This window comes from Hydrogenophaga sp. ZJX-1 (assembly GCF_048590325.1).
Lineage (GTDB): Bacteria > Pseudomonadota > Gammaproteobacteria > Burkholderiales > Burkholderiaceae_C > Hydrogenophaga.
On sequence record NZ_JBMBRA010000009.1, the window covers coordinates 180,509 to 202,085 of the forward strand.

The following is a 21,577-nucleotide window of genomic DNA, read 5'->3' on the forward strand; positions in this document are numbered from 1 at the left end:
CAAAAAGTTTGTTAGGTCGGTATTCTCCACTCCTCTGTCCATCACCACAAGGAGTTTTTCCATGATTGCCATCACCGGCGCCACCGGCCAGCTCGGCCGCCTCGTCATCCAGAACCTGCTCAAGACCGTGCCGGCCAGCGAGATTGTTGCCGCCGTGCGCAGCCCCGAGAAGGCCGCCGACCTCGCCGCGCTCGGCCTGCAGGTCCGCCAGGCCGACTACACCCAGCCCGCCACGCTCGAAGCGGCCTTGCAGGGCGTGGACAAGCTGCTGCTGATCTCGTCCAGCGAAGTCGGCCAGCGCGCCCCGCAACACGCCGCCGTCATCGCCGCCGCAAAGAAAGCTGGCGTGAAGCTGCTCGCCTACACCAGCATCCTGCGCGCCGACAGCTCGCCGCTCGGCCTGGCCGCAGAACACAAGGAGACCGAAACCATGCTGCGCGATTCGGGCATTCCCTTCGTGCTGCTGCGCAACGGCTGGTACACCGAAAACTACACCGGCAGCGTCGGCGCCGCCGTGCAACACGGTGCGGTCATGGGCAGTGCGAAAGACGGCCGCATCGCCTCCGCCGCGCGCGCTGACTACGCCGCCGCTGCGGCCGCTGTGCTCACGATAGAAGATCAGGCCGGCAAGGTCTACGAACTCGCCGGCAACACCGCCTACACCCTGACCGATCTCGCCGCCGAGATCGCCCGACAGTCCGGCAAGCCGGTCGTCTACAAGGACATGCCCGAGGCCGAGTACAAGGCGGCGCTCATGCAGGTGGGCCTGCCCGAAGGCTTCGCCGCACTGCTCGCCGACTCCGACGTGGGTGCCTCCAAAGGCGGCTTGTTCGACGACGGCCACCAGCTCAGCCAGCTCATCGGCCGCCCGACCACGCCGCTGGCCAATGTGGTGAAGGCCGCTCTGGCGGCTTGACGGGCCAGCGGTCAAAGGTCCGCCCGGGTTTGGCCCGCCCGGGTCCCGGTCTTTCAGGCGCCTGCTCGCACAACGGTGGGCACCTGCTTTGATGCGTCTGACACCGGGATGGAAGCAAGCCCCGTGCACTTCATGAACGGGATGAACCACCGCACAGTGCTGACCCCCGTGCGCTGACCGTCCAGCGCTGTCAAGCAGGCCACCGGGTCGAGGGCGTTGAGGCGTTCGAGCATGCGGGCCTTCAGGGAGGTGAGGGACTACACTGCCCGCATCGTAAAAACCGACCCCGCTTCAACATGACCTCTGAACCCCCGATCCTGCCGATGGACAACGAAGACTTTGATGCGCTGGACGCCATCCTGGACGACCTGCGCACGCGTGGCGAAGACGTGCCGCAGTGGGAGTTCTGCGAAGGCGCCATGGCCGCGCTGCTGTGCACGCGCCGCCTGGTGTTGCCCGACGAGTTCCTGCCCCTGTTGCTGGGCACGGGCGACAGCCAGCCCGGCGTGGCCAGCGGCGAAGAGGGCGACACCTGGTTCGCCGATGAAGCGCAATACGCACAGTTCATGACGCTCTGGACACGCCGCTGGAACGAGGTGGCCAGCGCGCTGGGTGCGAATGTGGAGACGCTGGAGGACGAGCGCAGCTACCACCCCGAGGTGATGGACGTGCGCGGCGCCGTGGCGGGGCTGCCCGAGGCGGAGCGCGCGGAAATCGGCGATCAGGAACTGCCGGCGTTTGCGCAGGTGTGGGCGCTGGGCTTCATGTTCGTGGTGGAAAACTGGGCCGAAGAATGGGCCGAGCCGCGCGACAAGGAAGTCGTGGCCATGCTCAACGACGCGCTGGAGGCGATCGTGGTCCTGACCGAAGACGACACCGACGAACCCACGGTGTGCATGCACAGCGAAGACGGCCCGCCGAGCGTGAGCGACGAGCGCCTGAATGCGTTTGGTGCGGCGATCTGGGCGGTGTACGACCTGCGCCAGATCTGGCAGAGCCTGGGGCCTCGCGTGGAGCCGGCGCGCAAGGCGGACGAGCCGGGCCGCAACGATCCCTGCCCCTGCGGCAGCGGGAAGAAATACAAAAAATGCCACGGCGCCTGAACCGCAATCCCTGACGCAGGCGCTGCCGGATCAGGACTTCTGCATCTCGCGCAACAGGGTCAGCACGCGCGCGCGGCTGCGTTCGAACTCGGTGTTGAGCAGGGTGCTTGCGCGGGCCATGCGGTTGTTGCGGGCCAGCGCCAGCGCCTGAGACGCCATGGTGTGAAGCCGGAGGTGCTCCTGCTGCAGATCGAGAAAGCGTGGGTCCCGGTCGGCCATGCGCGGGTGCATCCGGGCCAGCCACTGGCCGAGATCGCAGTGGTGCGCATCGGGCAGCGGCCTGATGTGGTGGGTCTGGGTCGAATCCACCGCCAGGTGGTCGTTGAAGAGCACACACCATTCCAGGTGGTGAATGACCGCTGCCTGGGTGTCGAGGCGCTCGGGCGGCAGGGGGACGGTCGGGCCCGGCGCGGGAGGACGCGATACCCCCGGCGCGGAACGGTTAGGCATGAACGAGAGCAGCCAGGGCAGGCGTTGACGCAGTTGCTGGAATCTCATGGCTTGGGGTGTGTGACAAGGCCCCGCCATCGCTCCATGGGCCAGCGGGTGCAACCCGTCACCTTAGTGGCGCGGGCCAAACGGGACGCGGGCAGCCTGTCAGAAGTGACAACACCGGCCTTGGGGGCGTCATTTTTTGGTGTGGATGCATCAGTGGTGTGACGCATTGCACACTGAGTGGACCGATCCGAGGGGCGGACGGCGGGATCAGTTCAGCAGCTCAAAGGCCGCCTGGGCCAGCGTCTGGCCGTTCACCTGCAGTTCGATGCGGTGCGGGCCGGGGTAGAGCACGCGCGTGGTGACCGGGCGCAGGCTGTGGCGTTTGTTCAGTGTGCGCTGCTCGCCTGGGCCCAGCGAGAGCTTCCAGCCCTTGAACACCTTGGGTGAAGTGGACCCGTTGGCGCGCACGTGGTGCACCACGTAGTCCACCAGCAGGTCCTGCGGCTGTGGGCTGCAGGACGCCAGCGAGACCGCCAGCGCGATCTCGCCGCCCACCGCGGCGCGGGTGGCCGAGAGGCTGAGCGAGGCCGTGCCCCGCAGGCCCTGGCCCAGACCCCAGGCGGACAGGGTGGGCGCATGGCCCTGTTTGATCAGGCTGCGGCTGGCGTGGCGCAACAGGGCGGTGCGCGCCGGGCTGGCGGCACGGAGGTGTTGGTGCACCCAGCCGGCGACCAGCTCGGGGTGGTCCTTGGCGATGTCGTTCAGGTGGTTGGCCACGCTGCGGCGCACGTAGGCGCTGGGGTCGTCCTGCAGGGCGCGCAGCAGCGGCAGCGTGGGGGTCGGGTCGGCCACCAGCGCCTGCAGTCGCAGACCCCAGGGCAGGCGCGGGCGGCTGCCTTCGCTCACGAGGCGGCGCACGTGGGCGCTCGGATCGTTCACCCAGGTGCTGATCGTGGACAGGGTCGTGTCGGGGTGCCGCTGGATGAAGGGGCGGATCGCAAACTCGGCCGAGAAACGCTGCGTGAGCGCGTGCAGGCAGCGCAGGGCGCGCGGCACATCGGCCATGCCGCGGCGCGCCACGTAGTCGCCCATGGACCAGACCACCCAGCCCGAGAGACCGGCGTCGCTCTGCGCAGCGCTCAGCGCCGACGGTTCGCCCTGGGCGTCGAGCGGAATCGGTGGCGCCAGGCTGGCTTCGAGCAGGTCCGCTGCAGTACCGAAGTCCGGGGGCAGCGTGGCTTCGAGTGCGTCGGCGAGTTGCATCGCACGGGCCTTGAATTCGAGCCCATCCAGCCCGTGGCCGGCATGGTGTTCAAAGCGCGGTCGGTCGAATTCGGGCCAGACACGCTGCAGGTGTTGCCCGGCACGGGCAACCGTGCCCGCGTTGATGAGGTTCTTGAACGGTTCGGCCATGGGTGGTTTGCTCAGAGGGATGGAGGCACTGCCTGGGCAAGGAAATCGTAGACGGCGCGGATGCGCGCGCTGCTCCGGATTTCGCGGTGGACCGTGAGCCAGACGGGCAATGGCGGAATGCGCAACTGCGGCAGCACGCGCTGCACCGCCGGGTCGGTGCGCAGCAGGTAGTCGGCCACGAAGCCGATGCCCAGACCCGCGCGCACCGCGCTCCAGTAGGCCATCAGGTCGTCGGTGCGCAGCACGAGGCGTTCGCGCGGCAGGGGGTGGCCCATGGCGGCAAAACCGCGCGGAATGTCCTGTACCTGGTCGTTGCCCACCAGGTCGTGTTGCAGCAGATCGGTGGGTTCGGCCGGTGTGCCGCGGCGGGCCAGGTAGTCGCGGTGCGCGCAGGCGCTCAGAGCCACCTGGCCAATGCGTCGCGCCACCAGCGAGGCCTGGTCGGGGCGCACCATGCGCAGCGCGATGTCGGCCTCACGGCGCAGCAGGTTGCTCACCGCGTTGCTGGCGACGAGCTCGACCTGGATGCCGGGCAGGGCCTGGCGCATCTGGGCGAGCAGCGGCGGCAGCAGCACACAGGCGACGGGCTGGCTGGCCGAAATCCGCACAGTGCCTTCGAGTGTGGACTGCGACGCGCCCACGCTGCTCAGCAAGGCCAGCGCGCCCGACTCCATGGCGCGCGCCGCTGCGGCCAGCCGCAGTCCGGCGGGTGTGGGGGCGAGACCACGGCCGGTGCGCTCGAACAGCACCGTGCCCAGTTGCGCCTCCAGCTCGCTGATGTGCCGGCCCACGGTGGGCTGGCTGCTGCCCAGGGCCCGCGCGGCGGCCAGCAGGCTGCCGTGTTCGTGGGCCGCCAGAAAGGCCGGCACGAGGTTCCAGTTGAAGTTTTTGGTATTCACAGTTGAATAGCTGATACGCCGGTTTCTGTATTGTGCGATCTGCTCCCGGGTTCCACAATGGGCCACGGCATCGGCGCGATGCCATTGATCCGGGCTTTGACCCGGCAGGAGGTTTTCATGCAACGCAGACAGTTTGTCCGGATCGCGGGAGGCGGGGTCGTGCTGGCCGCCACCGCCGGTGTTGCGGGCTGCAGCGCCGAGCTGCCGCCCGAGGCCTTGCAGGCCTGGACCCCGCCGCAGGCGACCGGGGACGTGCGGCGCTGGTTGCTGGCGCACGCGGTGCTGGCGCCGCATTCGCACAACCTACAGTCCTGGCTGGTGGATCTGGGTGTGGCCGACCAGATCACGCTGTTCCTGGACCGAACCCGCCTGTTGCCCGAGACCGACCCGTACTCCCGCCAGATGATGATGAGCCAGGGCACGTTTCTGGAGCTGCTCGATCTGGCCGCGCGGCAGCGGGGCTTGCGGGCCGAGGTCGAGCTCTTCCCGGAAGGCGTCTTCGATGCGCGCTCGGTGGACGGCCGGCCGACGGCGCGGGTGCGCCTGGTGCCCGATGGCTCGGTGCGGCCCGATCCGCTGTTTGCCCAGATCTTCCACCGCCACACCAACCGCGAGGCCTACGAACAACGGGTGCCCGATGCCGCTGCGTTGCAGGCCATCTCGGACAGCGCGGCATCGCCAACAGTGCGCACCGGTTTCATCGACGCGGCACAAACCGAGCTGCTGCAGCGCCACCGGGCCATCGCCATGGAGGCCTGGCGCATCGAGCTGAGCACGCCGCGCACGCTGATGGAGTCTTACCGGGTGCTGCGCATCGGTCCCAAGGAGATCGTGCAGCACCGCGATGGCCTCGTCATCAACGATCCGATGTTGCGCGCCATCACCGCGCTGGGCCTGTTCGACCGCAGCCAGCCGTCGGCGCCGGACAGCATGGCGTTGCGCGGGCAGATCGACGACTTCAACGCCAAGCTGGCGAGCACGCCGGCGTTCTTCTGGATGGTGACCGAGGGCAACGACCGCCGGACCCAGATCAACGCGGGCCGCGCCTATGTGAGGGCGCAACTGGCCGCGACGGCGCACGGTCTGTCCATGCACCCCTTGCAACAGGCGTTGCAGGAATACCCGGAACAGGCGGGCCCGTATGCGGCGATCCACGAGTTGCTGGCCGTACCGCCAGCGAGCCACAGGGTGCAGATGTGGGCGCGCCTGGGCTACGCGCCGCCCGTGGGGCCGGCGCCCCGACGAGGCGTCGACGCACACATCATGCCGCCCCGTGCATGAGCGGTCAGGTCAGGCGTTGCAACAGCCCGGCGAGGGCGTGAGCGACGGTGGCCTGGCGCACGGTGGCGCGATCGCCTTCAAAGTGCTGGTGTTCGGTGAACACGCCGGTCGGCGTGGCCCAGCCAAACCACACGGTGCCGACCGGTTTTTCGGGGCTGCCGCCGGTGGGGCCGGCGACACCGGTCACGGCCACCGACCAGTGCGCATGGGCATGGGCCACAGCGCCCGCCGCCATGGCCCGCGCCACCGGTTCGCTCACCGCGCCGTGCGCCTCGATCAACGCCGCCGGCACGCCCAGCAGCTCGGTCTTGGCGGCGTTGGAATAGGTCACGAAGCCGCGTTCGAACCAGTCGCTCGACCCGCTGATTTCGGTGCAGGCGCCCGCGATGAGGCCGCCGGTGCAGCTCTCGGCCGTGGCCATCATCTGGCCGCGCGCCTTGAGTTCGGCGGCCAGTTGTTCGACCAGCGACGGAACAGTGGACACGTCAAAACCTCCAGATGGCGATCACCAGCAGCGTGCACAGCGCCGCCGCGAAATCGTCGAGCAGGATGCCGAAGCCGCCGCGCGGACCAAAACCCTTGAAGGTCCGGTCGGCCCAGGCCATGGGACCGATTTTCACGGCATCAAACACGCGAAACAGCGCAAAGGCGTAAAGCTGGCCCCAGAAGCTGGTGGGCGACACCAGCCAGAGCACCAGCCAGAAGGCGACCACCTCGTCCCAGACGATGTGGCCCGAATCGGCAATCCGCATGTGCACCGCCGTCACGGTGCAGGCCCACCAGCCGATCAGGGTGCCCAGCCCGATCAGCGCGGCCCAGCCGGCATGGGACATCGAGGGCTGCAGCAGCGCGAACACGGCCCACGCCCAGAGCGTGCCCACCGTGCCCGGGGCCCAGCGGGCCAGACCCGAGCCGGCGCCGAGGGCGATGAAATGCGCCGGGTGGGCGAACAGGAATGCCACGGTCGGGCGCGCCATCGGGGCGGGCTGCGCGGGGGGCTCACGAGGCGGGAGATCGGTGTCATCCATCATGGACCGATTATGGAACGCGGGTGCGGGGCAGGCCGCAGGGGGGCCGGTCAGGCGAAGTGGTCGAACCCGCGGGTGGGCACGGCCACGGTCTGGCCCTGTGGGCCAATCAGGCGCAGCTGACCGGCATCGGGCGTGAGGCGTCCGATGCGGTGCACCGGCGTCTGGCAGGCGCGGGCCGCGGCTTGCACCCGCTCCCGGTCACCGGGCGCCGCCGTGAAGATCAGTTCGTAGTCGTCGCCACCCTGCAGCAGGCATTCGAGTCGCCGGTTCTCGGGCAGGCCCGCGAGGTCGGGCGGCAGGGGCAAGGCCGCCAGTTCCAGGTGCGCACCGACACGGCTGGCACGCAGGATGTGGCCGAGATCGCCCGCGAGACCATCGCTCACGTCGATGGCCGCATGGGCCAGACCCGCCAGCGCCTGGCCGAGCGCCACGCGGGGCGTCGGACGCTCCAGCCGTTCGCGCAGCCGGGGCAGGGCACCGGGTGTACTGTGGGTGGTGGCCCAGGGCGTGCCCCGCAGCAGTTCCAGCGCCAGCCGGGCCTCGCCGACCGCGCCGCTGAGGTAGAGGTCGTCGCCGGGCTGTGCGGCATCGCGCCGCAGCGCCTGGCCCGGGTGCAGCTCGCCGAAGATGGTGATGCAGAGGTTGAGCGGGCCGCGTGTGGTGTCGCCGCCGACCAGCGGGCAGGCGTGGGCGTCGGCCAGCACGAAGAGACCGCGCGAGAACGCCGTGAGCCAGGCCTCGTCCACCCGGGGCAGGGCGAGCGCGAGCGTGAAGCCCAGCGGGCGCGCACCCATGGCCGCGAGGTCGCTGAGGTTGACAGCCAGGGCCTTGTGGCCGAGCGCCTCGGGTGCTGCGTCAGGAAAGAAGTGCACGCCCTCGACCAGCATGTCGCTGGAGATGGCGAGCTGGCAGCCGGGGCTGGGCTGCAGCAAGGCACAGTCGTCGCCGATGCCCAGCGCAACGGCGGGTGCTGCTGGCGAGGCGGTGCGCTGGAAGTGCCGCCGGATGAGGTCGAACTCGCCACCGGCGGAGACCGCTGCGGTTTCCCGGGGTGTCATGGGGTGCTCGGGTCGGTCTGGCGCGCCGATGCGCCGCCCATGGCGGGCGCATCGCTTGCACCGGCCGCCTCGGCGTTCGGGCTGGCGATGCCGCGCTCCCAGGGGTCGTCGGCGAGTGCGGTGCCGTCGGCCGTGCGCGCCAGGTAGGCTTCGGCCCAGCGCCGGCTGGCTTCGTCCATGGCGTCGCGCCGGGTGTCTTCGGTCCAGGCGGCTTCGATGTCGCTGACGTCTTCGGCCGGCGGCGCGACCTCGGTGCGCGGGGGCAGGAAGAACCCCAGAGGATGGCTGCGCAGGCGGCGGCGCAGGGCGAGGTGGATCAGGCTGCGGTTGACGTCGTTGATGTTCTGCGCCTTCAGGGCCAGGCGAAACGCGAGGTAGAAGCTGACGACCAGGTTCAGCGGTCCGATGGCCACCACGCCAGCGACCGCCCACCAGAAGCCGGGATCGACCAGTGCCGCCGGTCCCAGCGTGACCGCGGCCGCTGCGAGCTGACCGGCGGCCAGGGTCACGTGGCGGATGTCGAGCCCGAGGCCGAAGAACTGGGCAAAAGCCGGCACCAGGCCGAGCATGAGGCCGAGCGAGATGTTGGCGGCCAGGCCGGAGATGTTGTCGCGGAAGAACTTCGCCCAGCGTGCAGCACGCTGGGCGCCCAGCGTGCGCGTGAAACGCGGGTTGTAACGGATGGCGGAGTCGAGGCGGTAGTAGACAAACCAGTTCTCGACCCAGCCGGCGATGATGCTGGAGGCGAACAGCAGCACGCCGGTGAACGCTGCGAACAGCACGCTCGGCCCGAGCAGGTGCAGCGAGTCCACCACGTGGGCGGTCTGGTCCGCATCGATCATCGGCGCGCCCGTGGCCTGCAACAGCGCGATGCTGATCAGCACCACCACCGGTACCACCAGGCCGACGTTACCCAGGATGGCCGCAACCTGCGAGCGCAGCAGGTGGGCCACTTCGTCCACAAAGCGCCGCACCGCGCCCGTCTCGTGGATGTTGCGCAGTTTGGCGACCATGGCCGGCGCGGTCACGGCGGGCTGTTTGGTCGCCACGGTGAAATGCAGCAACTGGATCAGAACGAAGGACAGCGCGTAGTTCAAACCGGCCGCGAAGCCGGCCCAGAAGGCCGAGAGCGACAGCGCGATGACGCCGAACTTGGCCCAGGTGGTCAGGCCCAGGACAGCGCCGCCGCCTGCGGCCATGCCCAGCATCTGGCGGTACTCGGCGGCGTTGCGCGTGATGTAGTGCTCGCCGGTTTCGGCGCTGCGTTCGGCCACCTTGGCCGCTGTGAGGCCGGAACTGTGGGCCACCAGCGCCCGGATGCTGCGGTTGTCCTGCCCGAGCAGGGCCAGATCGGCCAGCAGTGCGGCCGTGGCCCGGTCGGGCTGGTCGGCGAGCATGCAGTCGAGCAGCTGCTGGATGCGCAAGATGCGTTCGGCCAGCTGCCGCAGCCGGAACACGATGCCGACCGACACGCCGTGTTCGTCCAGGTGCGCATAGACCGACTGGGCCGCGACGCGGCACACATCGAGCTGCCGGCGCAGCTTGTTCACCTCGTGGCGCACCTGTCCGCTGCGCGCGCCATGGCGCAGGGCGCTGCGGCGTACAGCCTCGACCTGCACCGGCAGGGCGTGAAAGGCGCGTCGGGCCCGCTCCTCGTGGCTCATGCGGCCGCGGATCTCGCTGGCGAAACCGGTGGCGCTGACCTGGCCCACGCAAAATACCAGCGCGTCCAGCAGGGTCGCCTGCCAGTGCGTCGGGACCTGCGGATCGGACGCCACGGGTGCGTCGCTGAGCAGCACCTGGCGGAGCTCTTCCAGCGTCCGGGTGTCCAGCGCCTGCAGCCAGCGCACGTCAAAGCGGCTCGGCAGCAACAGCCCGAACAGGTCGGTGATATCGCTGGTTTCGGGGGTGCCGGGCAGCAGCTTGCGGCGCAGGCGGTGACCGAGCTCGCTCAGGAAGGCCGTGCGCGGGGCAAAGCCGAAGTCGGCCAGCAGCGGCGTGAGGTCCACCGTCTGCAGGAACCGGGCCCACCAGCGGTGCCATCGGGCCAGCCAGGCCGGGTCTTCACGGACCGTGGCCAGCAGCTGACGCACGCGCCCCACGCTGGCCTGAGGGTCTTCGGCTTCGCCGCGCACCCAGCGCAGGGCGTCCATCAGCCAGAGATGGCGGCGGGCCAGGGGCGCCTCGGGGTCCAGCGTGTCGAGCAGTTCGGTGAGCGTCATGAAAGCGTCGAGGAGGGCGCCCGCTGGCCGGCGCCGCGGCCGGCGGTGCTCAGTGGAGCACGCGGGCCGTGCCCGGACCCGTGTCTGAAGCGCTGGCGCTGAGCGCAAATTCGGGCACCAGGGCCTCAAACCGCTCGCCGTCTTCGGCGACGCAGAAAAAACTGCCCCGCATGCTGCCGTTGGGTGTGTGCAGGCGCGTGCCGCTGGTGTACTGGAAGGATTCGCCGGGGCGCAGCAGCGGCTGGTTGCCCACCACACCCAGGCCTTTGACCTCTTCGGTGTGGCCGCGGGCATCGTCGATGATCCAGTGGCGCGAGATCAGCTGCGCCGTCACATCCCCGGTGTTGGTGATCGTGATGGTGTACGCGAAGGCGTAGAGGTCCTCGTCGGGCGTGGACTGTTCGCTCAGGTACTGGGGTTCGACCTCGCAGGTCAACTGGTATTTCGACATGAGCGGCATGTTAACGCGGCGCGGCAAATCCTTGCCGGGCCTGCGAAAATCGGTGCCAGTTCTGTTCCAACCCCTTCCACGCGCCATGACCACCTACCGCATCGCACCGTCCATTCTGTCCGCCGACTTTGCCCGCCTGGGCGAAGAGGTGAAAAACGTCATCGCTGCTGGCGCCGACTGGATCCACTTCGACGTCATGGACAACCATTACGTGCCCAACCTGACCTTCGGACCCATGGTCTGCCAGGCGCTCAAGCCCCACGCGAAGAAGCCCGACGGCACGCCGGTGCCGATCGACGTTCACCTGATGATCCAGCCGGTGGACGCACTCGCGGGCGCCTTCATTGACGCCGGCGCCGACCTGGTGAGCTTCCACCCCGACGCCTCGGCCCACGTGCACCGCAGCGTGCAGGCAATCAAGGCCAAAGGCTGCAAGGCCGGCCTCACCTTCAACCCCGCCGAGCCGCTGGATGTGCTGGACTACCTGATCGACGACATCGACCTGATCCTGATCATGAGCGTCAACCCCGGTTTTGGCGGCCAGAGCTTCATCGACTCCGCGCTGCGCAAGATCGAAGCCGCCCGCAAGCGCATCGAAGCCAGCGGCAGGGACATCCGCCTCGAAGTGGACGGCGGCATCAAGGCCGACAACATCCGCCGCGTGGCCGAGGCGGGTGCCGACACCTTTGTGGCCGGCAGCGCGATCTTTGGCAAGCCGGACTACAAAAGTGTCATCGACGAGATGCGCAAGGCGCTCACTTGATGCTGGCCGGCATCAAGGCCGTGATCGTCGACCTCGACGGCACGATGGTCGACACGCTGGGCGACTTCGTCGTCGCGCTCAACCGCACGCTGGACGACCTGGGCCTGCCACCGGTGGAACGCACCCTGGTCGAGCACTCGGTGGGCAAGGGCTCCGAGCACCTGGTGCGCACCGTGCTGGACCACCAGCTGGCCCTGCCCGAGGTGGTGGCCGCCGCCGGTGTGGCGCTGAGCTGGCCGCGTGAGCAGGTGGGTGAATTGGCGCTGGAACGCTACCAGCACCATTACTACTTCATCAACGGACAACATGCCGATGTGTACCCGGGTGTGCTGGACGGTCTGCAGCGCCTGCGGGCCGTGGGCTTGCCGTTGGCCTGTCTGACCAACAAGCCGGTGGCGTTTGCGAAGACGCTGCTGGAGAGCAAGGGCCTCGACGGTTTCTTTTGCCAGGTGTTCGGGGGCGACAGTTTCGAGCGCAAGAAGCCCGATCCGCTGCCACTGCTGAAAACCTGCGAGGCGCTGGGCACACAGCCTGCGCAGACCCTGATGGTGGGTGATTCGCAGAACGACGGCATCGCTGCGCGCGCGGCTGGCTGCCCGGTGGCGCTGGTCACCTACGGCTACAACCACGGCGACCCGATCGCCGACGCGCCCCACGACCGGTTGATCGGTTCGTTGGCCGAACTGCTGGACTGACCGCGACCCGCGCAGCAGCGGAGCGCGATTTACTTCTTTTTGCCCAGCAGCGCGTCCTTGAGCTGCCAGTCCGCCGGCTTGGGGCCGAGCCAGATGCGCATCAGCGCGTTGAAGAACTCGGGTTCCTTGAACGGTTCACCCTCGACCTTGCCCTTGACCGTGAGCACGGTGCCGGTGCCCGGCACCCAGTCGAGCACGAAGGTCTCGCCCGCGAGCAGCTTCTTGTGATCGGTGAACACCTGGCTCATGCGGATCACGCCGGGGATCAGCTTGGAAAACGCACTGCGCTCCATGTTGTCTTCCATGCCGCGCGAAAACAGCTTGCCCAGCTCAGCCGAATCGATGTCACGCAGCATGGTGATGGTCATGCGTTTGGGGCCGGGCGCGGCCAGCACCTGTTCGGTGGTGGTGGCCTTCTGCCCCAGGTACAGACCGGCGGTGTAGACCTTGAACACCGCCTTGTAGCGCACGCCCGCGCCGTTGAGCTGCAGCGGGCTGCCGTTGACGGTGATCCGGTCGTCCAGATTGACGCCGGCCACCTCGACAGTGGCCGCGCGCGATAGCCCGGGTGCCAGGCTCAGGATCGCTGCAAGCGCCAGGAGTGCGGTGGGCAGGGTACGCAAGACCCGATGGGGCATGTTCATGGCGGTGTGCCTTTGGGCAGTCCTGGCTGTCGGACAGTTAAAAAAAGAACGATCGTTCGTAAAATCCGGATTTTGACGTGCCACCCGGACTCCGGCAACAGGGTTCAACCGTAGAACCAAAGCGTGCAGTCAGTGTCCGCGGGTTTTTCGCGGCGGCTTTGCTACACTTTGGCCCCATGTTCAACACACGCACATCCCTGACGGGCATTCTGCCGAGCCGCAATGGCCGGGGAGCCTGGCCCTGGCGCAAGCCAGCGTAAACGTGCATTCCCCCCCGGAGGTGCGCTGGTTCCGGTCCGTCCCTGTTGACCCGCCCGCGCCACCCCACTCCCCGAACCCGGCAGCCGGTCTGACCGGGATCCCCAGAAAAACGGTTTCCCCCGCTGCGACGCAGCCAGAAGCCGATGGAGCGTCTGAACATGATCACCGAACTTGAATTCAAGAGCCTGGCCAGCCAGGGCTACAACCGCATCCCGCTGATGGCCGAGGCCTTCGCGGACCTCGAAACCCCGCTCTCGCTGTACCTGAAGCTGGCCCACGGGCGCGGCGACGGCAAATACAGCTTCCTGCTCGAATCGGTCGTCGGCGGCGAGCGCTTCGGCCGCTACAGCTTCATCGGCCTGCCCGCTCGCACCCTGCTGCGCGCCAGTGGCTTTGGCGCCGAGGCCAAAACCGAGGTGGTGCGCGATGGCGTGGTGGTGGAAATCAACCACGGCAATCCGCTGGACTTCATCGCCGCCTACCAGCAGCGCTTCAAGGTGGCGCTGCGCCCTGGGCTGCCGCGTTTTTGCGGCGGTCTGGCCGGCTACTTCGGCTATGACGCGGTGCGCTACATCGAGAAGAAGCTCGAAAACACCTGCCCGCCCGACACCTTGGGCTGCCCCGACATCCTGCTGCTGCAGTGCGAGGAACTGGCTGTCATCGACAACCTCTCGGGCAAGCTCTACCTGATCGTCTACGCCGACCCGGCCCAACCCGAGGCCTATGCCAACGCCAAGAAGCGTGTGCGCGAGCTGAAAGAGGCTCTGAAATATTCGGTGAGCGCGCCGGTGGTCAAGCCCAGCCAGAGTTTCCCGGCCGAACGCGACTTCGCCAAGGCCGACTACCTGGCCGCCGTGGAGCGTGCCAAGGAACTGATCGCCGGCGGCGACTTCATGCAGGTGCAGGTGGGTCAGCGCATCAAGAAGCGCTACACCGAAAGCCCTCTGAGCCTGTACCGCGCGCTGCGTTCGCTGAACCCCTCGCCTTACATGTATTACTACCACTTCGGGGACTTCCACGTGGTGGGTGCTTCACCCGAAATCCTGGTGCGCCAGGAACAGGTGGACGAGGGCCAGAAGGTCATCATCCGGCCGCTCGCCGGCACCCGACCGCGCGGCGCCACGCCCGAGAAGGACAAGGCGACCGAGATCGAACTGGTCAACGACCCGAAGGAACGCGCCGAACACGTGATGCTGATCGACCTGGCACGCAACGACATCGGCCGCATCGCGAAGATCGGCAGCGTCAAGGTGACGGAGGCTTTCGCGGTTGAGCGCTACAGCCATGTGATGCACATCGTGAGCAACGTCGAAGGCACTCTGGTTGACGGCATGACGAACATGGACGTGCTGAAAGCCACCTTCCCGGCCGGCACGTTGACCGGTGCCCCCAAGGTGCACGCCATGGAGCTGATCGACCAGCTCGAACCCACCAAGCGCGGCCTCTACGGCGGCGCCTGCGGCTACCTGAGCTATGCCGGCGACATGGACGTCGCCATCGCCATCCGCACCGGCATCATCAAGGACCAGACGCTCTACGTGCAGGCCGCGGCCGGTGTCGTGGCCGACTCCATTCCCGAGATGGAATGGAGGGAAACCGAACACAAGGCCAGAGCGCTCTTGCGCGCGGCGGAACTGGTGGAAGAAGGGCTGGAGTGAGCACCATGACGAAAAAAATCCAACTCCTCATGGTCGACAACTACGACTCCTTCACCTACAACATCGTGCAGTACTTCGGTGAGCTCGGTGCCGATGTGACCGTGGTGCGCAACGACGAGATCACCGTGGACGAGATCCAGCGCCGTGTGGACGCAGGGCAGGTCGACCGTCTGGTGATCTCCCCCGGCCCCTGCTCGCCGGCCGAAGCCGGCATCTCTGTCGCGGCGATCCAGCACTTTGCAGGCAAGCTGCCCATCCTGGGTGTGTGTCTGGGCCACCAGAGCATCGGCGCGGCCTTCGGCGGCAAGATCATCCGTGCGCAGGAACTGATGCACGGCAAGACCAGCGTCATCACCACGACGCAGGAAGGCGTGTTCGCCGATCTGCCCGAGCAGTTCACGGTCAACCGTTACCACTCGCTGGCCATTGAGCGTGAGACCTGCCCCGACTGCCTGAAGGTCACCGCCTGGACACCCGACGGCGAGATCATGGGCGTGAAGCACAAGACCCTGCCCATCGAAGGTGTGCAGTTTCACCCCGAGAGCATCCTCACCGAGCACGGCCATGCCATGCTCAAGAACTTCCTGGAGCAGACCGCATGAAGACCATTGATCTGCGCAGCGACACCGTTACGCAACCCACCGAGGCCATGCGCGCCGCCATGATGGCCGCGCCCCTGGGCGACGACGTGTTCGGCGACGACCCGACGGTCAACGCGCTGCAGGAGCGCATCGCCGCCATCACCGGCAAGGCCGCCGCACTCTTCATGCCATCGGGCACGCAGAGCAACCTCTGCGGCATCCTCGCGCACTGCGACCGGGGTGACGAGTACATCGTCGGCCAACTGGCCCACACCTACCGCTACGAAGGTGGCGGCGCAGCCGTGTTCGGCAGCGTGCAGCCACAACCGCTGACGCAGGATTCGCAGGGCCGCATGGCGCTGGGCGACATCGCCGCCGCCATCAAGCCCGATGACCCGCACTTCGCCCGCACCCGCCTGCTGTGCCTGGAGAACACCTGGAATGGCCATGTCATGCCCGATGACTATCTGCGGGGCGCGACGGCGCTGGCGCGTGAGCACGGGCTGGCGACGCACCTGGACGGTGCGCGGGTGTTCAACGCCGCGGTGGCCTCGACTGCGACGGGGCAGGACGCCTTCGATCGCTTGCGTGAGATCGCCGACCATTTCGACAGCCTTTCGGTCTGTTTCAGCAAAGGCCTGGGTGCACCGGTGGGTTCCGCGTTGTGTGGTTCGCAGGAACTGATCCAGCGCGCCCGACGCATCCGCAAGATGGCCGGTGGCGGCTTGCGCCAGGCGGGGCTGCTGGCCGCCTGCGCGCTGCACGCACTGGACCACCATGTGGACCGCTTGGCAGACGACCACGCCAACGCACGCCGCCTGGCTGAAGGTCTGAGCGGCATCGAGGGACTGACCGTGAAATCGGCCGAGACCAACATCGTTTTTGTCGATGTGGCCGATGGCAGAGGCCCGGCGCTGCTGGATTTCCTGAAGGCGAACGGCGTGCTGGCCACCGGCTTGATCGGCCTGCGTTTCGTCACCCACCTCGACGTGGCCGCGGCCGGCATCGATCACGCCATCGCCACCGTACGCCGCTTTTTCGTCGAGGCGCCCGTTGCGCCAGCCGGCGCAGGGCGAACCGGCCCCTACTGAGCCTCCACCCGGAGAACACCATGCTGCCCGACACCCCGCAACTGCTCTTGTTCATCGCGGCGGGCTGGCTGCTCAACCTCACGCCCGGCCCCGATGTGCTCTACATCGTGAGCAACGCGCTCAAGAGCGGCGTGCGCGCCGGCATCGTGGCCGCGCTGGGCATCGTCAGCGGCTGCTTCGTGCACGTGTTCGCGGCAGCGCTCGGCGTGAGCGCGTTGCTCGCCACCTCGGCCACGGCGTTCACCGTGCTCAAGTGGATCGGCGCCGCCTACCTGGTGTGGATGGGCATCAAGCTGCTGCTGGCCAAAGGCGGTTCGTCGGTGGTGCCCGCCGATGCCGCTCAGATCAAAGTCCCAGCCGACCTTCGGCGCATCTACCGGCGCGGCTTCCTCACCAACGTGCTCAATCCCAAGGTCGCGCTGTTCTTTCTGGCCTTCGTGCCGCAGTTCATCGCGCCCGGCGCGCCCGACAAGGTGACGGCATTCCTGCTGCTCGGCCTGCTGTTCAACCTCAACTCGCTGCCGATCAACTTCGGCTATGCCTGGCTCGCCGGCTGGGCCGCGGGCCGCGTGAGCGCCGTGCAGCGCACCATGCACTGGATGGACCGCGCCGCCGGCGCCATGTTCGTCGGCTTTGGCCTCAAGCTGGCCATGTCGGACAATCCTTCTCGCTAAGTTCAGGAGACACCCATGCCCCACAGCCACAAGATCACCCCGCAGGAAGCCCTGCAGCGCACGATCGAGCACCGCGAGATCTTCCACGACGAGATGTTGCACCTGATGCGCCTGATCATGAGCGGCGAGATGTCACCGGTCATGATGGCGGCCTTCATCACCGGCCTGCGTGTGAAGAAAGAAACCATCGGCGAGATCACCGCCGCTGCGCAGGTGATGCGCGAGTTCTCCACCAAGGTGAATGTGGCCGACAAGACCCACCTGGTGGACATCGTGGGCACGGGCGGCGACGGCTCGCACACCTTCAACATCTCCACCTGCTCCATGTTCGTGGCCGCGGCCGCAGGCGCCAAGGTCAGCAAACACGGCGGGCGCAGCGTCTCCAGCAAGAGCGGCAGCGCCGACGTGCTGGAGAGCCTGGGCGTCAACATCAACCTGCCGCCCGATGCCATCGCGCGCTGCATCGAACAGGTGGGCGTGGGCTTCATGTTCGCGCCGAACCACCACCCGGCCATGAAAAACGTGGCGCCGGTGCGGCGCGAGCTGGGCATGAAGACCATCTTCAACATCCTCGGCCCGCTGACCAACCCGGCCTCGGCGCCGAACATCCTGATGGGCGTGTTCCACCCCGATCTGGTCGGCATCCAGGTGCGTGCGCTGCAGCGCCTGGGCGCCGAACACGCGGTGGTGGTCTACGGCCGCGACGGCATGGACGAGGTCTCGCTGGGTGCGGCCACCATGGTGGGCGAGCTGAAGAACGGGGAGATCACCGAATACGAGATCCACCCCGAAGACTTCGGTCTCACGATGGCGAGCAACCGCACCTTGCGGGTGGAAACGCCCGAAGATTCCAAGGCCATGCTGATGGGCGTGTTGAACAACAGCGACGAACCGACCATCAAGGCCGCCAAAGACATCGTGTCGCTCAATGCCGGGGTGGCGCTCTATGCCGCCAATGTGTGTGACGGCATGCCGCAGGGCATCGCGCTGGCGCGGCGCGCCATCGAGTCCGGTGCGGCTGCGCAGAAGTTGCGTGATCTGACCGATTTCACGCAAGCCGCCACGGCGCCGGTCGGCCCCTGATCGATGCCATGAACCTGCCTGTCTGGTTGCAAAACGAAGGCGCCTGGATCGCCATTGGCATTTCGTTGCTGTTCATCGTGGCCGGTGTGGTGATGCACCGGGTCATCAAGAAGGTGCTCCAGACGCCTCCATCCCAGGAAAACAAAACCCATGAGTGACATCCTCAACAAGATCGTGGCCGTCAAGCACGAAGAAATCGCCGCCGCGCGCAAGAAGAAGCCGCTGGACGTGGTGCGCTTCGACGCCGAAAGCCGTTTGCTCACGCGCGACTTCGAGGGTGCCCTAAGAGCCAAGATCGCCGCCGGCCAGGCTGCGGTGATCGCCGAGATCAAGAAGGCCAGCCCGAGCAAGGGCGTGCTCCGCGAAGACTTCATTCCGGCTGACATCGCCCAGAGCTACGCCGAAGGCGATGGCCAGGTCAGCGCCGCCTGCCTGTCGGTGTTGACCGACAAGCAGTTTTTTCAGGGCAGCGCCGACTACCTGAAGCAGGCCCGCGCCAGCTGCGACCTGCCGGTGCTGCGCAAGGACTTCATGGTGGACCCGTACCAGGTCTACGAGGCCCGCGCCATGGGGGCCGACGCCATCCTGCTGATCGCTGCCTGTCTGGACGACGCGCAGATGGCCGATCTGGAAGCGATTGCCCTCAGCATGAACATGGCGGTGCTGGTGGAGGTGCACGAACGCGCCGAACTGCAGCGTGCGCTGAAGCTCAAGACACCGTTGCTGGGTATCAACAACCGCAACCTGCGCACCTTTGAGGTGACGCTGCAGACCACGCTGGACATGCTGTCCGACGTGCCGGCCGACCGCCTGCTGGTCACCGAGTCCGGCATTCTCGGCCGCGGCGACGTCACCAAGATGCGCGCTGCGGGTGTGCATGCCTTCCTGGTGGGCGAAGCCTTCATGCGCGCGCCCGAGCCGGGTCTGGCGCTGGCCGAGCTGTTTGCCTGAGCACGGGCCGATGCAAGGCGCATTGGATTGGGGTGGCGTGACGGCGGGCTCAGAGGTCTCGACCCCGCGGCTGCAGGTGGCCGATCCCGCACAGTGGCCGGTCCAGGCCGACTGGGCGGCGCTGGTCAACGGCTTTTGGGCGTCTGCCGCCGGGCAGTCACTGCAAACCTTCTTGCGGCAGCGGCTCGACAGCGGTGCCGTCATCTATCCGCCGCAGCCGCTGCGGGCTCTGGCGCTGACGCCGCTGGCCGATGTGCGGGTGGTGATCCTGGGCCAGGACCCGTACCACGGGCCTGGCCAAGCCGAGGGGCTGGCGTTTTCTGTTGCACCCGGCGTCAGGATTCCGCCCAGCCTGCGCAACATGTTCAAGGAACTGCAGCGCGATCTGGGTCTGACCCCGCCGGCTGGAGGCTCGCTGGTGCGCTGGGCCGGGCAGGGCGTGCTTCTGCTCAACACCTGCCTGACCGTGGAAGACGGCCTGCCCGCCAGCCATGTCGGTCGTGGCTGGGAAGTGCTGACCGACGCCCTGATCCGGCTTTGCAGCGAAGCAGGCGACCCCAAACTGTTTCTCCTGTGGGGCGCCCACGCCCAGAAAAAGGCCGCACTGATCGATGGTGCCCGCCATCAGGTGCTGTGTGCCAACCATCCGTCGCCCCTGTCGGCGAGCCGGGGTCCTGCACCGTTCCTCGGTTGCGGCCATTTCGGCGCCGTCAACCACTGGCTGAAAGCGTCAGGACAGGCGCCTGTGGCGTGGTGATTACAGGTCGGGATGCAACAAGGTCAAAAACCATGGCATAATGCTGGGCTGCGCTATGGAGGGGTGGCCGAGTGGTTAAAGGCAGCAGACTGTAAATCTGCCCGCTTACGCGTACGCTGGTTCGAATCCAGCCCCCTCCACCAGTGATTGATAAGTGATGTGCGAGCGATTGGGATCGAAGCGCTCTGAATGTTGGAAGCCCCTGTGGGTGTGAAGACGGTTCGGGCGGGAGTAGTTCAATGGTAGAACTCCAGCCTTCCAAGCTGATCACGCGGGTTCGATTCCCGTCTCCCGCTCCATGTCCTTTTGATGGCTGGGTGTTTGAAGTTTTCTGAGGTATCCGGGTTGTCCGGGTGTCTTGGCCCTTGTGGCTCAGTGGTAGAGCACTCCCTTGGTAAGGGAGAGGTCGCGGGTCCGATTCCCGCCAAGGGCACCATATTTGTTCTGGTGTTTCGGCAATTTTGATTTTGGAGCTGAAAAATGGCAAAAGAGAAATTTGAGCGGACCAAGCCGCACGTCAACGTCGGCACGATCGGTCACGTTGACCACGGCAAGACCACCCTGACCGCGGCCATCACCACCGTGCTGGCGGCCAAGTTCGGTGGCGCCGCCAAGGCCTACGACCAGATCGACGCAGCGCCTGAAGAAAAGGCCCGCGGCATCACCATCAACACCGCCCACGTGGAATACGAAACGGCCAACCGCCATTACGCCCACGTTGACTGCCCCGGCCACGCCGACTACGTCAAGAACATGATCACCGGTGCCGCCCAGATGGATGGCGCCGTGCTGGTGTGCTCCGCCGCTGACGGCCCGATGCCCCAGACCCGCGAGCACATCCTGCTGGCCCGCCAGGTGGGCGTGCCTTACATCATCGTGTTCCTGAACAAGTGCGACATGGTCGACGACGCCGAACTGCTCGAACTCGTCGAAATGGAAGTGCGCGAGCTCCTGGATAAGTACGACTTCCCCGGCGACGCCACCCCCATCATCCACGGCTCGGCCAAGCTCGCCCTCGAAGGCGACAAGGGCCCCCTGGGTGAAGAAGCCATCATGAAGCTGGCCGACGCCCTGGACACCTACATTCCCACGCCCGAGCGCGCTGTGGACGGTGCCTTCCTGATGCCCGTGGAAGATGTGTTCTCCATCTCCGGCCGCGGCACCGTCGTGACCGGTCGTATCGAGCGCGGCATCGTCAAGGTCGGCGAAGAAATCGAAATTGTCGGTATCAGCGACACCCAGAAGACCACCTGCACCGGCGTGGAAATGTTCCGCAAGCTGCTGGACCAGGGTCAGGCTGGCGACAACGTCGGTATCCTGCTGCGCGGCACCAAGCGCGAAGACGTGCAGCGCGGCCAGGTGCTGTGCAAGCCCGGCTCCATCAAGCCCCACACCCACTTCACGGGTGAGGTGTACGTGCTGTCCAAGGATGAAGGTGGCCGTCACACGCCGTTCTTCAACAACTACCGTCCGCAGTTCTACTTCCGCACCACCGACGTGACCGGCTCGATCGAGCTGCCCGAAGGCAAGGAAATGGTCATGCCAGGCGACAACGTGTCGATCACGGTCAAGCTGATTGCCCCGATCGCCATGGAAGAAGGTCTGCG

23 protein-coding genes and 3 tRNA genes are annotated in these 21,577 nt (G+C 67.1%); 17 read left to right on the forward strand and 9 right to left on the reverse strand.

Annotation, left to right across the window (positions count from 1 at the left end; genetic code table 11):
- The first annotated feature begins 61 nt into the window (after positions 1–61).
- Both ACN5W5_RS22030 and ACN5W5_RS22035 read left to right on the forward strand, forming a co-directional pair.
- Positions 62–916 (forward strand): SDR family oxidoreductase, encoded by an 855-nt coding sequence (locus tag ACN5W5_RS22030; RefSeq protein WP_420050581.1) that lies wholly within the window; start codon positions 62–64, stop codon positions 914–916.
- 296 nt (positions 917–1,212) lie between these two features.
- Positions 1,213–2,019: a UPF0149 family protein gene (locus ACN5W5_RS22035; RefSeq protein WP_420050582.1), complete on the forward strand. Its 807-nt coding sequence runs from the start codon at positions 1,213–1,215 to the stop codon at positions 2,017–2,019.
- Positions 2,020–2,049: 30 nt separating this feature from the next.
- Here ACN5W5_RS22035 and ACN5W5_RS22040 read toward each other — a convergent pair whose 3' ends face one another.
- The 3 genes from ACN5W5_RS22040 to ACN5W5_RS22050 form a co-directional block, all read right to left on the reverse strand.
- Complete coding sequence (locus tag ACN5W5_RS22040; RefSeq protein ID WP_420050583.1) at positions 2,050–2,517, reverse strand: CZB domain-containing protein; 468 nt, start codon at positions 2,515–2,517, stop codon at positions 2,050–2,052.
- Positions 2,518–2,724: 207 nt separating this feature from the next.
- The gene (locus ACN5W5_RS22045; RefSeq protein WP_420050584.1) at positions 2,725–3,870 is read right to left on the reverse strand and encodes a DNA alkylation repair protein; all 1,146 of its coding nucleotides are present in this window, start codon (positions 3,868–3,870) and stop codon (positions 2,725–2,727) included.
- 11 nt (positions 3,871–3,881) lie between these two features.
- Positions 3,882–4,769 carry a LysR family transcriptional regulator gene (locus ACN5W5_RS22050; RefSeq protein WP_420050585.1) on the reverse strand — a complete coding sequence of 296 codons (888 nt, stop codon included), beginning with the start codon at positions 4,767–4,769 and terminating at the stop codon, positions 3,882–3,884.
- Positions 4,770–4,886: 117 nt separating this feature from the next.
- Here ACN5W5_RS22050 and ACN5W5_RS22055 point away from each other — a divergent pair, with 117 nt between their 5' ends.
- Positions 4,887–6,050 carry an Acg family FMN-binding oxidoreductase gene (locus tag ACN5W5_RS22055; RefSeq protein WP_420050586.1) on the forward strand — a complete coding sequence of 388 codons (1,164 nt, stop codon included), beginning with the start codon at positions 4,887–4,889 and terminating at the stop codon, positions 6,048–6,050.
- A gap of 4 nt (positions 6,051–6,054) precedes the next feature.
- Here the strand turns inward: ACN5W5_RS22055 and ACN5W5_RS22060 are convergent, their stop codons facing one another.
- From ACN5W5_RS22060 to apaG, 5 genes are read right to left on the reverse strand one after another with little or no spacing between them, the layout of a single operon-like run.
- Entirely contained in the window at positions 6,055–6,534 is a 480-nt protein-coding gene (locus ACN5W5_RS22060) for a CinA family protein (protein WP_420050587.1), read from the reverse strand.
- Between the two features lies 1 nt (position 6,535).
- Positions 6,536–7,081 (reverse strand): phosphatidylglycerophosphatase A, encoded by a 546-nt coding sequence (locus ACN5W5_RS22065; RefSeq protein WP_420050588.1) that lies wholly within the window; start codon positions 7,079–7,081, stop codon positions 6,536–6,538.
- 47 nt (positions 7,082–7,128) lie between these two features.
- Positions 7,129–8,139 carry a thiamine-phosphate kinase gene (thiL, locus tag ACN5W5_RS22070; RefSeq protein WP_420050589.1) on the reverse strand — a complete coding sequence of 337 codons (1,011 nt, stop codon included), beginning with the start codon at positions 8,137–8,139 and terminating at the stop codon, positions 7,129–7,131.
- Positions 8,136–10,361, reverse strand: coding sequence for a site-specific recombinase (locus tag ACN5W5_RS22075; protein WP_420050590.1), 2,226 nt, complete (start codon positions 10,359–10,361; stop codon positions 8,136–8,138). Before ACN5W5_RS22075 ends, thiL begins: the two co-directional genes overlap by 4 nt.
- Positions 10,362–10,410: 49 nt before the next feature.
- Positions 10,411–10,812 carry a Co2+/Mg2+ efflux protein ApaG gene (gene apaG / locus ACN5W5_RS22080; RefSeq protein WP_420050604.1) on the reverse strand — a complete coding sequence of 134 codons (402 nt, stop codon included), beginning with the start codon at positions 10,810–10,812 and terminating at the stop codon, positions 10,411–10,413.
- Positions 10,813–10,897: 85 nt separating this feature from the next.
- Here apaG and rpe point away from each other — a divergent pair, with 85 nt between their 5' ends.
- Complete coding sequence (gene rpe / locus ACN5W5_RS22085; RefSeq protein WP_420050591.1) at positions 10,898–11,575, forward strand: ribulose-phosphate 3-epimerase; 678 nt, start codon at positions 10,898–10,900, stop codon at positions 11,573–11,575.
- Positions 11,575–12,270, forward strand: a complete 696-nt coding sequence (gene gph, locus ACN5W5_RS22090; protein ID WP_420050592.1) for a phosphoglycolate phosphatase — start codon at positions 11,575–11,577, stop codon at positions 12,268–12,270. Before rpe ends, gph begins: the two co-directional genes overlap by 1 nt.
- 29 nt (positions 12,271–12,299) lie before the next feature.
- Here gph and ACN5W5_RS22095 read toward each other — a convergent pair whose 3' ends face one another.
- Positions 12,300–12,908, reverse strand: coding sequence for a chalcone isomerase family protein (locus ACN5W5_RS22095; protein ID WP_420050605.1), 609 nt, complete (start codon positions 12,906–12,908; stop codon positions 12,300–12,302).
- A 425-nt stretch (positions 12,909–13,333) separates the two neighbouring features.
- Here ACN5W5_RS22095 and trpE point away from each other — a divergent pair, with 425 nt between their 5' ends.
- From trpE to tuf, 12 genes are all read left to right on the forward strand, one after another.
- Positions 13,334–14,833, forward strand: coding sequence for an anthranilate synthase component I (trpE, locus tag ACN5W5_RS22100; RefSeq protein ID WP_420050593.1), 1,500 nt, complete (start codon positions 13,334–13,336; stop codon positions 14,831–14,833).
- Positions 14,834–14,838: 5 nt separating this feature from the next.
- A complete protein-coding gene (locus tag ACN5W5_RS22105; RefSeq protein WP_420050594.1) occupies positions 14,839–15,435 on the forward strand; it encodes an anthranilate synthase component II in 597 nt (198 codons plus the stop codon).
- Positions 15,432–16,505, forward strand: a complete 1,074-nt coding sequence (gene ltaE, locus ACN5W5_RS22110) for a low-specificity L-threonine aldolase (RefSeq protein WP_420050595.1) — start codon at positions 15,432–15,434, stop codon at positions 16,503–16,505. The genes ACN5W5_RS22105 and ltaE overlap by 4 nt, the downstream gene beginning before the upstream one ends.
- A 20-nt stretch (positions 16,506–16,525) precedes the next feature.
- Positions 16,526–17,179, forward strand: a complete 654-nt coding sequence (locus ACN5W5_RS22115; RefSeq protein ID WP_420050596.1) for a LysE family translocator — start codon at positions 16,526–16,528, stop codon at positions 17,177–17,179.
- A gap of 15 nt (positions 17,180–17,194) precedes the next feature.
- Positions 17,195–18,262: an anthranilate phosphoribosyltransferase gene (trpD, locus tag ACN5W5_RS22120; protein ID WP_420050597.1), complete on the forward strand. Its 1,068-nt coding sequence runs from the start codon at positions 17,195–17,197 to the stop codon at positions 18,260–18,262.
- Between the two features lie 8 nt (positions 18,263–18,270).
- Positions 18,271–18,420, forward strand: coding sequence for a hypothetical protein (locus ACN5W5_RS22125; protein WP_420050598.1), 150 nt, complete (start codon positions 18,271–18,273; stop codon positions 18,418–18,420).
- Complete coding sequence (gene trpC / locus ACN5W5_RS22130; protein ID WP_420050599.1) at positions 18,413–19,213, forward strand: indole-3-glycerol phosphate synthase TrpC; 801 nt, start codon at positions 18,413–18,415, stop codon at positions 19,211–19,213. The genes ACN5W5_RS22125 and trpC overlap by 8 nt, the downstream gene beginning before the upstream one ends.
- A 10-nt stretch (positions 19,214–19,223) precedes the next feature.
- The gene (locus ACN5W5_RS22135; protein WP_420050600.1) at positions 19,224–19,970 is read left to right on the forward strand and encodes a uracil-DNA glycosylase; all 747 of its coding nucleotides are present in this window, start codon (positions 19,224–19,226) and stop codon (positions 19,968–19,970) included.
- A 57-nt stretch (positions 19,971–20,027) separates the two neighbouring features.
- A tRNA-Tyr gene (locus ACN5W5_RS22140) sits at positions 20,028–20,113 on the forward strand.
- An 82-nt stretch (positions 20,114–20,195) separates the two neighbouring features.
- A tRNA-Gly gene (locus tag ACN5W5_RS22145) sits at positions 20,196–20,269 on the forward strand.
- 62 nt (positions 20,270–20,331) lie between these two features.
- Positions 20,332–20,406: transfer RNA gene (locus ACN5W5_RS22150), tRNA-Thr, on the forward strand.
- Positions 20,407–20,450: 44 nt separating this feature from the next.
- The coding region (tuf, locus tag ACN5W5_RS22155; protein ID WP_420049285.1) for an elongation factor Tu at positions 20,451–21,577 on the forward strand (1,127 nt) is incomplete at its 3' end.